The organism is Aquincola tertiaricarbonis (assembly GCF_000969605.1).
GTDB lineage: Bacteria > Pseudomonadota > Gammaproteobacteria > Burkholderiales > Burkholderiaceae_C > Aquincola > Aquincola tertiaricarbonis.
This window is the reverse complement of the sequence record NZ_JZUE01000009.1, coordinates 138,582-150,928: the sequence shown is the minus strand read 5'-3', so window position 1 is coordinate 150,928 and position 12,347 is coordinate 138,582. Positions and strand designations below refer to the sequence as shown.

11 protein-coding genes are annotated in these 12,347 nt (G+C 70.4%); 5 read left to right on the top strand and 6 right to left on the bottom strand.

The window, feature by feature from the left end; translation table 11 throughout:
* Window positions 1–21 precede the first annotated feature (21 nt).
* Complete coding sequence (locus VO99_RS13045) at window positions 22–753, top strand: hypothetical protein (RefSeq protein WP_232315353.1); 732 nt, start codon at window positions 22–24, stop codon at window positions 751–753.
* Window positions 754–786: 33 nt separating this feature from the next.
* Here VO99_RS13045 and VO99_RS13040 read toward each other — a convergent pair whose 3' ends face one another.
* The 4 genes from VO99_RS13040 to VO99_RS30245 form a co-directional block, all read right to left on the bottom strand.
* The gene (locus VO99_RS13040) at window positions 787–1,191 is read right to left on the bottom strand and encodes a PaaI family thioesterase (RefSeq protein ID WP_046113305.1); all 405 of its coding nucleotides are present in this window, start codon (window positions 1,189–1,191) and stop codon (window positions 787–789) included.
* 18 nt (window positions 1,192–1,209) lie between these two features.
* Window positions 1,210–3,105, bottom strand: coding sequence for an ATP-binding cassette domain-containing protein (locus VO99_RS13035; RefSeq protein ID WP_046113304.1), 1,896 nt, complete (start codon window positions 3,103–3,105; stop codon window positions 1,210–1,212).
* A gap of 76 nt (window positions 3,106–3,181) precedes the next feature.
* Window positions 3,182–5,026, bottom strand: coding sequence for a 5'-nucleotidase C-terminal domain-containing protein (locus tag VO99_RS13030; RefSeq protein ID WP_198156934.1), 1,845 nt, complete (start codon window positions 5,024–5,026; stop codon window positions 3,182–3,184).
* Entirely contained in the window at window positions 5,023–5,193 is a 171-nt protein-coding gene (locus tag VO99_RS30245) for a hypothetical protein (RefSeq protein ID WP_157039555.1), read from the bottom strand. The genes VO99_RS13030 and VO99_RS30245 overlap by 4 nt, the downstream gene beginning before the upstream one ends.
* 28 nt (window positions 5,194–5,221) lie before the next feature.
* Between VO99_RS30245 and VO99_RS13025 the strand changes: the two genes are divergently transcribed.
* Window positions 5,222–6,289, top strand: a complete 1,068-nt coding sequence (locus tag VO99_RS13025) for a porin (protein WP_046113303.1) — start codon at window positions 5,222–5,224, stop codon at window positions 6,287–6,289.
* 16 nt (window positions 6,290–6,305) lie between these two features.
* Here VO99_RS13025 and VO99_RS13020 read toward each other — a convergent pair whose 3' ends face one another.
* On the bottom strand, window positions 6,306–7,208 hold the full coding sequence (locus VO99_RS13020; protein ID WP_046113302.1) for a recombination-associated protein RdgC: 903 nt from the start codon (window positions 7,206–7,208) through the stop codon (window positions 6,306–6,308).
* 143 nt (window positions 7,209–7,351) lie between these two features.
* On the opposite strand from VO99_RS13020, the gene VO99_RS13015 reads away from it, so the two are divergent.
* The 3 genes from VO99_RS13015 (at window position 7,352) to VO99_RS13005 (ending at window position 11,734) form a co-directional block, all read left to right on the top strand.
* Window positions 7,352–8,368 carry a 5'-methylthioadenosine/S-adenosylhomocysteine nucleosidase gene (locus tag VO99_RS13015; RefSeq protein WP_052736304.1) on the top strand — a complete coding sequence of 339 codons (1,017 nt, stop codon included), beginning with the start codon at window positions 7,352–7,354 and terminating at the stop codon, window positions 8,366–8,368.
* A gap of 17 nt (window positions 8,369–8,385) precedes the next feature.
* Window positions 8,386–9,423 (top strand): purine-nucleoside phosphorylase, encoded by a 1,038-nt coding sequence (locus VO99_RS13010; protein WP_052736303.1) that lies wholly within the window; start codon window positions 8,386–8,388, stop codon window positions 9,421–9,423.
* Window positions 9,424–9,517: 94 nt separating this feature from the next.
* Complete coding sequence (locus tag VO99_RS13005; protein WP_232315352.1) at window positions 9,518–11,734, top strand: TonB-dependent receptor; 2,217 nt, start codon at window positions 9,518–9,520, stop codon at window positions 11,732–11,734.
* Here the strand turns inward: VO99_RS13005 and VO99_RS13000 are convergent.
* A complete protein-coding gene (locus VO99_RS13000; RefSeq protein WP_046113300.1) occupies window positions 11,731–12,345 on the bottom strand; it encodes an IMPACT family protein in 615 nt (204 codons plus the stop codon). The genes VO99_RS13005 and VO99_RS13000 overlap by 4 nt on opposite strands.
* Window positions 12,346–12,347: the final 2 nt, after the last annotated feature.

Here is a 12,347-nt window from a genome sequence, read left to right as displayed (position 1 = left end):
TTTTCCGGCGCGGCACCCAACGTGAATTTCGAATCCACCCTGCCCTTTGGCACACCCGACCTCATGCGGGTGAGTGACTTCCAGCGGTACCTCGATGAGCTCGTGCTCACCGAGCGCAGCGAAGGCGTGCCCGGATTCCTGGCCTCGCTCAGCCCGTCGCTGATGATGGACCTGCAGCGGGTGGAACAGAGCGGCCAGCCGGCCGACGTGCTGGTGGTCATCGCCGCCAGCCTGCGCCATGGCCATGCGCTGGCGGTGCACCTGCAAAGCGGCGACAAGGTGCTGCCGTTGACGGTGTTTCCCGCGCAGCAGCTGGCGCACTGCCCGGTGCCGCTGGAGGAACTGCTGGGCGGGCGGCTGTCCGACCTGCGGGTGATGCATGTGGAACCCGCGGTGCTGCGGCCGCCGGGCGATGCGCAGGCCTCGCTGGTGGGCGACACCCACCTGTACCACCCCTTGCCGCAGCTCACCTGGGACATGGCGATGCGCGGCGCGCGCGACGAGCTGCTGCCCGAGATCGCCGGCCAGGCGGCCTACCGCATTTCACCCGGCACCGACCTTCGCAACCTCGGCCTGAGCGGCACGCTGCTGGCGGCGGTGCAGCGGCTGCAGCGACAGTCGATCAACCTGCGCGACCTGGCCGAGTGGCCCGGCTTCGACCGCGTGCGCGCGGCGCGGCTGCTCAACGGCCTGTACCTGCAGGCGGGCCTGATCGTCAGCCGCACCCATCCCGCGGCAACAGGCGGTCGATAGGACGGAGCCGCCGCCAGCCGGGTTGCGCGGTCTTCAGCGCTCCATCAGCTTGAAGCTGCCGGTGGCCAGCGCGACCAGGGTGCCTTCGGCGTCGTGCGCCTCGCCGCGGGCGAAGCTGATCGAGCGGCCACGGCGTTCGCAGCGGGCGGTGCACACCACGTCGCCGCGGGCGGCGGCCACGAAGTGGATGCTCAGGTCGATGGTGGCCACGCCGAACTGCACCGGCGCATGCGAGCGCACCGCGGCGGCCAGGCCGCAGTCGAACAGCACCGACAGGGCGCCGCCATGCACGTCGCCGCGGCTGTTGGCATAGGCAGGGTTGAAGGGCAGGCGCACACGGGCCTGGTCGTCGCCCACGGCTTCGCCCTGCAGGCCGAAGGTGGTGGCCAGCGGGATGCTCAGGCCGAATAGCGTGTCGGGGGGAAAGGAACTGCTCATGCCCCCGATCATGCCGGCTCAGCGCGCGCCCAGCTGCTCCCAGCGCTCCAGTGCCGACAGCAGCTCGTCGTCGATGGCGGCGTAGCGCGCCTGCAGCTCGGCCACCTTCTGGTGGGTTTCGCGGGTGTAAATGTCGGGGTCGGCCAGCTGCTCGCCGAGCTTCTTCTGCTCGGTCTCCAGCGCCTCGATCTTTGCGGGCAGCGCGTCCAGCTCGCGCTGTTCCTTGTAGCTGAGCTTGCGCGTGGCCGCGGCCGGCTTGGCGGCCGCGGTGCCGCCGGCCGCGGGCGATGGCGCTGATGCCGGGGCCGCGGCAGCCGCAGCCGCCACCACGGCGCGCGAGCGGTCGCGCTGCTGCAGCCAGTCCTCGATGCCGCCTTCGTATTCGCGCCACAGGCCGGGCTGGGCGTCGCCCTCCCAGGCGATGGTGCTGGTGACCACGTTGTCGACGAAACGCCGGTCGTGGCTCACCAGGAACACAGTGCCGCTGTAGCTCTGCAGCAGTTCTTCCAGCAGCTCCAGCGTGTCGATGTCGAGGTCGTTGGTGGGCTCGTCCAGCACCAGCACGTTGGCCGGCAGCGCGAACAGCCGGGCCAGCTGCACCCGGTTGCGTTCACCACCCGACAGCGTGCGCACCGGGCTGTTGGCGCGCTCGGGCGAGAACAGGAAGTCGGTCAGGTAGCTCTTGACGTGTTTGCGCTGACCGCCGATTTCCACCCATTCACTGCCCGGGCTGATGGTGTCCACCAGCGTGGCGTCCAGGTTGAGGCCGGCGCGCATCTGGTCGAAGTAGGCCACCTGCAGGTTGCTGCCGCGGCGCACCGTGCCCTGCGTGGGCTCCAGCTCGCCCAGGATGAGCTTGAGCAGCGTGGTCTTGCCGCTGCCGTTGGGGCCGACCAGGCCCACCTTGTCGCCACGCAGGATGGTGGCGCTGAAATGGTCGATCAGCGTGCGGTCGCCGAAGCGCTGGCTCACGTCGCGCAGCTCGGCCACGATCTTGCCGCTGGGCGCGCCCGAGTCCACTTCCAGCCGCACCTGGCCCAGCGAATCGCGGCGGCGCGCACGCTGCTCGCGCAGCGCCTGCAGCCGCTGCACGCGGCCCACGCTACGGGTGCGGCGCGCTTCCACGCCCTTGCGCACCCACACCTCTTCCTGGGCCAGCAGCTTGTCGGCCCGGGCGTTGGCCAGCGCCTCGTCCTCCAGCTCGCGGGCCTTGGTGGCCTCGTAGGCGGTGAAGTGGCCGGGGTAGCTGCGCAGCGTGCCGCGGTCCAGCTCCACGATGCGGGTGGCCACGGCGTCGATGAAGGCGCGGTCGTGCGAGATGAGCAGCAGCGCGCCCGTCCACTCGTTGAGCAGCGTCTGCAGCCAGACGATGGCGTCCAGGTCCAGGTGGTTGGTGGGCTCGTCCAGCAGCAGCACGTCGGGGTGCGCGGCTAAGGCCTGCGCCAGCGCCACGCGCTTCTTGGTGCCGCCGGACAGCGCATCCACCACGGCCGTGGGGTCCAGGTGCAGGCGCTGCAGCGTCTCGTCCACCCGGCGTTCCCAGTTCCAGCCGTCGAGTGCCTCGATGCGGGTCTGGATGGCGTCCAGGTCGTCGCCGGGCTCATGCGCTTCATAGCGCGCGCGCAGGGCCTTGGCCTCGGCCACGCCTTCGCTCACCACGTCGAACACGGTGGCGCCGGCCGGGAAGTCGGGCTCCTGCGGCACATAGAAGCGGCGCACGTTCTGCTGCGCCTGCAGCAGGCCGTCGTCCAGCTTCTCGGTGCCGGCCAGCACCTTCAGCAGCGAGGACTTGCCGGCGCCGTTGCGGCCGATGAGGGCCACGCGCTCGCCGGCTTCGAGCGAGAAGCCCGCGCCATCGAGCAGCGGGACGTGGCCGAACGCGAGGTGGGCATTGGAGAGGGACAGCAGGGCCATGGGATGCAAGCAGCGTTCAGGCGCGGTGCAGCGGTACGCCGCACGCAACGGGGGAGCATACCCGCCGGCCCCTGCCTCAGCGGGCGGAGGGCGGTAGGCGGTGCGAATACTCGTCGGGCGGCACCGGCCGCAGCGCGCCGTGGGCGCGGATGAAGTCGACGAAGGTCTGGGTGTAGTACAGGCCCGTGTCCACCCAGCGCGTGGGGTCGGCATGCACCCGGCCCAGCGTGGCATAGCCGTCCTTGCCGCCGGCGATGTAGTCGTTGGTCATCACCACGTAGCGGCCTTCGGGCTGCAGCGGCAGCCAGCGTCCGGTGGCCCGGTCGCGCACTTCCAGCGCGGTGAAGCGGCGGCCGCGCGGCTGGTTCAGGTCGAGCGACCAGCGCAGCCCGGCGGCGTAGGGATGCGAGCCGTCGGAGCCGCGAACGCCGTTGACCGGGTCGCGGTGGAAGGACACCGCGTCTTCCAGCATGGCAGCCACTTCCGCGCCGGTGAGTTCCATCTCCACCAGCGTGTTGGCGAAAGGCAGCACGCGGTAGGCGGTGTCGTAGCTGATCGTGCCCTGCGGGATGGACGTGCGCACGCCACCGGCGTTCTGCAGCGCGAAGTGCGCGCGGCGCGACGCCTGCAGGAAGGCCTGGGCCACCACCTGGGCGGTGTCGCTGCCCTGCGGCCCGCAGCCCGAGCTGGGCGTGCCGCCCGGCACCCGCTCGTGGCACAGGCCAGCCGGCGCCTCGCCGAGCCGCTCGCGCAGGCGTTCCCCCAGCTGCCGGGCGTAGCCGGCCACCACGGCCTCGGCGGCCGGGTCGGGCGGCAACACCTGCCATTCGGGTGAGCGGGCCAGGACTTCGCGCACCGCGCGGGCCTCGGGCGCCGGCAGGGCGGCCCAGCGGCCGGCCGCGTCCTGCCGCTGCACGGTCTCGCCGATCGGCAGCACCAGGCGGCCACCGCAGGCGGTGACGCGGCCCGTGGCGTCGAAGGTGACGTCCAGCGCGCCGACCGCCTTGGCGTATTCCCACGCCTGCACCACGCACACCGGCGCGCCGTCGGCGTTGGTGGCCTGCAGCGGATAGGGACCGGCGGGCTTCAGGCCGGACTCGGCCAGGCCCGGTGAGGCCAGCAGCGTGTGCGAGTCGCCGCCCACCACCACGTCGACCTCCGGCAGCCGGCGCACCAGCGCCAGGTCGTTCTGCAGGCCGAGGTGCGTTGCCAGCACGATGTGGCGCACACCCTGCGCACGCAGCGCCGCCACGGCATCGGCCGCGGCGTCCACTTCTTCCAGGAAGACGGTGCTGGGCAGCGGCTGCGACGAAGCGAGCGTCTTGCCCTTGATCGTCAGCCCGACGATGCCCACGCGCACGCCGCCAACGGAGCGCACCACGTATGGCTGCACCAAGGCCGGCCCGCCCCCGGGCGCCAGCGGCGTGCCGGCTGCCGGCCGCACGTTGGCCGACAGCACCGCCGTGCCGCAGCGGCCGTCGGCGCGCAAGGCGTCGAGGAAGCGGCGCAGCGCCGCATCGCCTTCGTCGAACTCATGGTTGCCGAGCGTGAACGTGTCGAAGCAGCCGAGGTTCATCACCTGCGCATCGGCCGCGACGCCGAACACCGTATGGAACAGCGTGCCGGTGAGCGCGTCGCCGGCATGGATCTTCAGCAGCGGCCGGCCGTCGTCCAGCTGCCGCATCGCGGACACCACGCGCGGCATGCCGCCGAGTTCCACCCGCGTGGGCAGGCCCTCCACCGTGAGGTCGAAGCCGCGCTGCGGCTCGAGGTTCGCATGGTGGTCGTTGATGTGGACGATGCGCAGCTTGAATGGCTCGGCAGGGGGCAACGTCGCGCACCCCGCGAGCAGCGTGAACAGGGCGGCGATGGCAGGCCGGGCCAGGCGGCGCAACAGGGGGCTGGGAAGAAGGTCGGTCACGGTCGGGCACCAAGCAGCGGGTCCGGCGGCACAGCAAGATTGATGCAAGCCGCAAGTATCAGCGCCTTGGTGTCATTTTCATCATTGATGGAACGCTTCTTGCGCAGTTGAAGGCTCGCGGCAGTTCTCCTCCCCACCCTTCTCCTCCTGTCCACGATGCGCTTCAAGCAACGAATCCTCCGGTTCCTGGCCGGCATGCTGACCTGCGCGGCCGCCCTGCCGGTCGTCGCCCAACAGATGACGATTTCCGGCCGCATCGACCTGGCGCTGCGCCAGGTCGACAACGGCCCCGACACCACCCGCCTGATGCAGCGCGAGGGCGCGCGCAGCAGCAAGCTGTCGGTCCAAGGCAGCGACGACCTGGGCAACGGCTGGAAGGCGGGCTTCGTGCTGGAGAGCCAGCTCCGTGCCGACACCGGCACTTCCGCCTCCACCTTCTGGGAGCGGCAGAGCATCGTGCGCCTGTGGGGCCCGGTCGGCGAGCTGCGCCTGGGCCGCGACTTCGCGCTGCAGAACTCGATCGGCGGCGACTTCGACGCACTCAACGGCAAGGGCGTGGGCAACGTGATGAACCTGGCCACGCCGTTCAACTTCTCCAATGCCGCCACCTACACCCGCGTGAACAACGCGGTGTCGTACATCACGCCGGCCTGGCAGGGCCTGCATGCGCAGCTCCAGGCCGCACCCTCCGAAGGCAGCAGCGGCCACCGGCATGTGGCAGCGGGCCTGTTCTACCGGCAACCGGCCACCGAGGCGCGCCTGACCTGGGGCCGCACGACGGTGGACCGGGTGGCGCGGGTCGATCCGCTGTCCGGTGCCAGCCGCAAGGTGGCGGCGAAGGGCCACTTCGACTATGGCGCGCTGGGCCTGTCGCACGACTTCGGGCCGGTGCGGCTGCTCGGCTCGGTGATGTACTGGCGCAGCGCGCAGGAGGTCTCCAGCGGGCAGCACCGCACGCAGCGCAACCTGAACCTGGGCGCGATGGTGCCGGTGGGTCCGGCCGGCAGCCTCAACGTTGCGTGGACGGCGGCCGACCGCTCGGGGATGGGCAGCGACGACCAGGGCGCCCGGCAGCTGGGCCTGCAGTACGTGCACAAGCTCTCCAGGCACACGCTGCTGTACGGCAGCGTTGCGCGGCTGACGCAATCGGCATTGGCGGCGGCGGACACCGCCCCGGACGGCGCCCGCTACAACATCGACGGCACCACCGTCGTCGGCCGCCGCGGTGGCGGCTTCGACCTCGGCGTGGTGCACGCCTTTTGAGCGCGCCCGGGGCGCTTCAGAGCGCCATGGTGTGCTCGCCGCCCAGCGCTTCCAGCAGGTCGGGGATCAGCTGGCGCAGTTCGCCGGTGGCGATGGCGGCGTCGGCCTCGAAGGCCTCGTCCTTCTCGGCCTTGGGCAGGCCTTCGAACACGCCGTCCAGGAAGGCGATCTTGCGGATCTGGCCGGTATCGCTCAGCACGAAAGACACGCGGCCCTGCCAGGTGAGCGCCAGCCGCGTCGGCAGCTTGCCGCCGGCGATGTGCTGGCGCACCTCGTCGATGTCCAGCGCGTGGCGGGCATAGCGCACCACCGACTTCATCTCGTCGGGCGACTTCAGCTCGCATTCGCGGTCGATGCTGAAGCTGGCCGGCGGCTCGGTGCCGGCCAGCCAGGCCGACATCACCGCGGCGGGCGTCTCGGCGGTCTGCAGCAGCGTCACGCCCAGGCCTTCGGCGGCCTTGACCAGCTGCGTCACCACCTCGTCGGCGCGGTTGGCGCTGCCGCTGTCCACGGCCATCAGCCGCTGCTCGGGGTCGATCCACACCTGCACCGCGGCCCGCTTGGCGAAGGCCTGCGGCAGCAGCTCATGCAGCGCGTCCTCCTTCAGCTCCTTCATCTGCTTCTTGCCGGGCTTGCGGCCGGTCTGCTGCTCGATCTGCGCGGCCATGTCCTCGGCGCGGCGGCGCACCACCGCGCCCGGCACGGCCTTCTGCTCCACCTGCAGCTTGAGCAGCCAGTGGCCGTCCACCACCTCCAGCAGCGGCGCATGGGCCACGCCGCGCGGCTCCACCCAGCCGGCCGACATCGGTTGTGTGGGCGTGCAGGGCACGAAACGCATCTTGTCCAGCGCCGCTTCCAGCTGCACGGGGTCGGCCGCCCATTCGGGCGCGATGCGATAGACGATCAGGTTCTTGAACACGTGGGAAAGGGCAAGGCGAAAAACCGCGGATTGTCCGCTGGCCGCACTCCGCGGCCACCGCGGTGCAATGGCATCAATATTGCTGATTTGCGCATCCCCGCCGAACACCGCCGACCCTCCACCACCACCGCCCGGAGACCTTCTTGCGCCGCCTTCCCACCCTGCTTCTCGCGCTGCTGGCCAGCGCCTTCACCGCCCCGGCCCAGGCCGCTGCCCCGGCCCGCTGCCTGACCGAATGCACGCCGCGCATCGGCATCGTCTCGGCCTTCGGTGCGGAGGCCGACATCCTGGTGGCCCAGACCACCGGCAAGCGCACGCACACCATCAACGGCAACCGCTTCACCACCGGCACGCTGCGCGGCAACCGCGTCGTCATCGTGCTCAGCGGCGTGAGCATGATCAATTCGACGATGGTCACGCAGCTGATGCTCGACCACTTCCGGGTGCAGCGGCTGATCATGAGCGGCATCGCCGGCGGCGTGAACCCGGCCCACCATGTGGGGGACGTGACGGTGCCCGACCGCTGGGTGATGCCGATGGAAGTGTTCTGGAATGCGAACGACCAGGTGCCCGCCGCCTGCGGTGCACCGGGCGACGTGTCCTGCCTCGGCCTGTCGCTGGCGAAGAAGCCCGATGGCCAGCCGATGCCCGCCTACCAGGGCTGGTTCCTGCGCGAGAACTTCGTGATGAACGCCATCAGCGCGCCCAAGGGCGAGTTCCGATTCGACTATCCCGTCGACCCCGACATGCTGGCCGTGGCGCAGTCCCTGAAGCCCTCGCTGCAGCGCTGCGGCCCCAAGGCCGCCGCCGGCGGCACCGTGGACGAGAAGCAGTGCGTGCGCCAGCAGCCCAAGCTGGTGGTGGGCGGCACCGGCGTGTCGGGCACCGCCTTCCTGGCCAATGCGTCCTACCGCCGCTACCTGTTCGACAACCTGAACGCCCAGGTGGTCGAGATGGAGACGGCCGCGCTGGCCCACGTGGCCTATGCCAACCGCGTGCCCTACATCGCCATGCGCAGCGTGAGCGACCTGGCGGGCGCGGAGGAATTCAATGCCGACGTGGCTGCGCTGTTCTCCAGCGGACTGGCCGAAGCCAATGAAGCCGCCGTCACCCTGTCCTTCCTCGAAGCCTGGGCGGCCCGCCGCAAGGCCGCCCGCTGACCGCACCCTACCTGCCCATGAAGACACTGCCCAAGCTCACCCTCCTGGCCGCGGCCCTCACGCTGGCCACGCCGCTGCTGGCCCAGACCGCGGCGGCACCGCGGCCGATCAAGGCCGTGGTCATCACCATGTTCTCACCCGAGGCCGAAGGCTGGGTGAAGCCGTTCAAGCTGGACGAGCGCATCCCGGTGCCGGGCCTGTTTCCCGACCACCCGGCCATCCAGTGCAACACCGACGACGTGTGCCTGCTGACCACCGGCATGGGCCATGCCAATGCCGCGGCCTCCACGCTGGCGCTGACGCTGGACCCGCGCTTCGACTTCACCCGCACCTGGTTCCTCATCGCCGGCATTGCCGGCCTCGACCCGCAGCAGGGCACGCTGGGCACCGCGGCCTGGGCGCGCTGGCTGATCGACTTCGGCATCGCGCACGAGATCGATGCACGCGAGATGCCCAGGGGCTGGTCCACCGGCTACTACGGCCTGCTCACCAAGGGCCCCGGCGAGAAGCCCAAGTTCGAGTACCGCACCGAGGCTGCCCGGCTGGACGAAGCCCTGCTGCAGAAGGCCCTGGCCTTGACCCGCGGCCTGCCGCTGGCCGACAGCCCCGAGGCCGCGGCCTACCGCGCCAAGTACAAGGAGCCTGCTGCACGGGCCAAGCCGCAGGTGACGCAGTGCGACACGCTGGGCGGCGACACCTGGTGGCACGGCCACCGGCTGGGCGCGCACGCACGCGACTGGAGCAAGCTGCTCAGCGACGGCCAGGCCACCTACTGCACCACGCAACAGGAGGACAACGCCACCTACAACGCGCTGGAGCGTGCGGCTGCCGCAGGCAAGGTCGACCTCAAGCGGCTGGCAGTGCTGCGCGCCGGCTCCAACTTCGACCGCCCGCACCCGGGGCAGACGGCGCATGCCTCGCTCACCGCGTCCCATTCGGGCCAGACCGGCGGCTTCATGCCCGCGCTGCAGAACCTGCAGACGGTGGGCGGCACGCTGGTGCGGGACATCGTGGCGAACTGGCCGCAGTGGCGTGAGGGCGTGCCCAAGCCTTGAGCGGTGCACAGGGTGCTGCCGCACCCTGTTTTGAGGCACGCCGACAGGCATGGGCCTTGCGGTTCCCCCGGGCAAACCATCCCTGGAGGAACCCTTGCCCACTGCCCGCCGTATCGCCAGCCGCCGCACCGGCTTCCAGTTCGCCCCCCTGTCCGCCGCGCTGCTGCTGGCCTTGCCGGCGCTGGCGCAGGAGGCCCCCAAGCTGGAATCGGTGACCGTCACCGCCGAGCGCCGGGCCGAGAACATCAAGGACGTGCCCAGCTCGGTGTCCACGATCTCGGGCGAGGTGCTGGACGTGCTCAATTCCAGCGGCCAGGACGTGCGTGTGCTGTCGGGCCGCGTGCCCAGCATGAACATCGAGTCGTCCTTCGGCCGGGCCTTTCCGCGCTTCTACATCCGCGGCTACGGCAACACCGACTTCCGGCTGAATGCCTCGCAGCCGGTCTCGCTCATCTACGACGACGTGGTGCAGGAGAACCCGATCCTGAAGGGCTTCCCCGCCTTCGACCTGGAACGCATCGAGGTGCTGGCCGGGCCGCAGGGCACGCTGTTCGGCCGCAACACGCCGGCCGGCGTGGTGAAGTTCAATTCGGTGCGTCCTTCGCAGAAGCAGGAGGGCTACTTCAGCGGCAGCGTGGGCAGCGACAGCGCGGTGAACCTGGAAGGTGCGTTCAACCTGCCGCTGACCGGCGCCTGGTCGGCGCGGGTGTCGGCCCTGGCGCAGCGCCGCGACGACTGGGTAAGCAACACCCAGTCCACCGGCACGCAGGACCTCGAGGGCTACCGCGACCGTGCGGTGCGGCTGCAGGCGCTGTATGAGCCCAGCAAGGACTTCAGCGCGCTGTTCAACGTGCACAACCGCGACCTCTCGGGCAGCGCGCGGCTGTTCCGCGCCAACATCATCCGGCCCGGCAGCAACGGCCTGGTCGATGGCTTCGACCCGGACAAGGTGAGCATCGACGGCATCAACGAGCAGACCCTGTCCAACACCGGCGGCAGCGTGCGGCTGAAGTTCGGCCTGCCGGGCATGGCGCTGTACTCCATCACCGGCTACGAGACGCTGAGCAGCTTCAGCCGCGGCGACGTGGACGGTGGCTTCGGCGCCGGTCCGGCGGCCGAGCCGGCGCCGATCCCCTTCCCGTCCGAGACGGCCGACGCGCTGCGCGACCACCGGCAGGTGTCGCAGGAGTTCCGGCTGGAATCGGCCACCGACGCGCCGCTGCAATGGCAGACCGGCCTGTACTTCTTCAACGAGAAGTACCGCATGCTGAGCTCGGGCTACGACTCCACCGCCGCCGGCAACCCCAAGATCAGCCAGACCGAGACCACGCAGGAGAACAAGGCCTGGGCGGCCTTCGGCTCCCTGAGCTACGCGGTGAGCCCGCGGCTGAAGCTGCGCGGCGGCCTGCGCTACACCCATGACAAGAAGGAGTTGGGCACCGCGCCGGATGCGTCGCTGAACACCGCCAACGGCCTGGCGATGGACACCAGCGACTCCAAGACCAACTGGGACGCCAGCGCCACCTATGCCCTCACGCCCGACGTGAACGTGTATGCCCGCGTGGCCACCGGATTCCGCGGCGCCAGCATCCAGCCGGCCTCGGCCTTCGCGCCGATGTCCTCGGCCGCGCCGGAGACCAACACCTCGTACGAAGCCGGGGTCAAGGCCGACCTGTTCGACCGCCGCGCGCGCCTGTCGGCCAGCGTGTTCCGCTACACGGTGAAGGACCAGCAGCTCACCGCGGTGGGCGGCACCGACAACGCCAACATCCTGGTGAGTGCCAAGAAGTCGCAGGGCCAGGGCGTGGAAATGAACCTCACCGCCTACCTCACCGACAACCTGCTGCTGGGCCTGTCGGGCAGCTACAACCACACCAAGATCAAGGACGGCAACCTGCAGGTGTTCGGCTGCGGCGGCGGCTGCACCGTCACCGACCCGGCGGGCACCGTGGCCGGCTCGTACAACATCGACGGCAACCCGCTGCCCAACGCGCCGAAGTGGATCGGCAACATCAACCTGCGCTACAGCGTGCCTACCGCCACCGGCGAGTGGTATGTGTTCACCGACTGGTCGTACCGCAGCAAGGTCAACTTCTTCCTGTACGAATCGAAGGAGTTCACCGGCAAGTCGCTGCTGGAAGGCGGCGTGCGCCTGGGCTACATCTGGGGCAACGGCAAGTACGAGGCCGCGGTGTTCGGCCGCAACATCACCGACAAGGTGGTGGCCACGGGCGCGATCGACTTCAACAACCTCACCGGCTTCATCAACGAGCCGCGCACCTGGGGTGCGTCGTTCAAGGCGACGTTCTAGGCCGTGTCGTGAGCACCGCCAGGGCCGGGCTGCGCCCATCGCACCCGGCCCTGGGTCAGGTCTTCGATGCGCTGCCGAAGCGCCTGCACGGCCGGCTCGGTGACGGTGAAGGCCAGCGTCACCTCCATGCCGTGGGACACCTCGCCCAGCGTGGCCTGGGCCGCTTCCAGCTCGCGCCGCAGCGCGCCTTCCATCGCATAAGGCACGGTGCATTGCAGGGCGGCCAGGCGCTCCAGCCGCACACGCTGGGCCGACAGCAGCGCCTGCGCCACCGCATCGGTATAGGCGCGCACGAGCCCGCCGGCGCCGAGCTTCACGCCGCCGAAGTAGCGCACCACGGTGGCCAGCACGCCTTCCAGCTCCTGGTGGCGCAACACCTCCAGCATCGGGCGGCCGGCGGTGCCGCCGGGCTCGCCGTCGTCGTTGGCCGCCGAGTCGCCGCCGGCCAGCAGCGCCCAGCACACATGGGCGGCGGCGGGATGCATCGCGCGCAGTTCAGCCACACGCTGCAGGGCGCCGGGCCGGTCGCGCATCGGCTCCACGCAGCCGATGAAGCGGCTCTTCTTGATGACCAGCTCGCTTGAAACCGGTGCAGCCAGCGTGAAGGCCACGG

What these genes read in the sequence shown, in the direction of transcription:
- VO99_RS13040 (WP_046113305.1), bottom strand. Translation starts at nt 1,191, where the DNA reads ATGAGCAGTTCCTTTCCCCCCGACACGCTATTCGGCCTGAGCATCCCG.
- VO99_RS13035 (WP_046113304.1), bottom strand. Translation starts at nt 3,105, where the DNA reads ATGGCCCTGCTGTCCCTCTCCAATGCCCACCTCGCGTTCGGCCACGTC.
- VO99_RS13025 (WP_046113303.1), top strand. Translation starts at nt 5,222, where the DNA reads ATGCTGACCTGCGCGGCCGCCCTGCCGGTCGTCGCCCAACAGATGACG.
- VO99_RS13010 (WP_052736303.1), top strand. Translation starts at nt 8,386, where the DNA reads ATGAAGACACTGCCCAAGCTCACCCTCCTGGCCGCGGCCCTCACGCTG.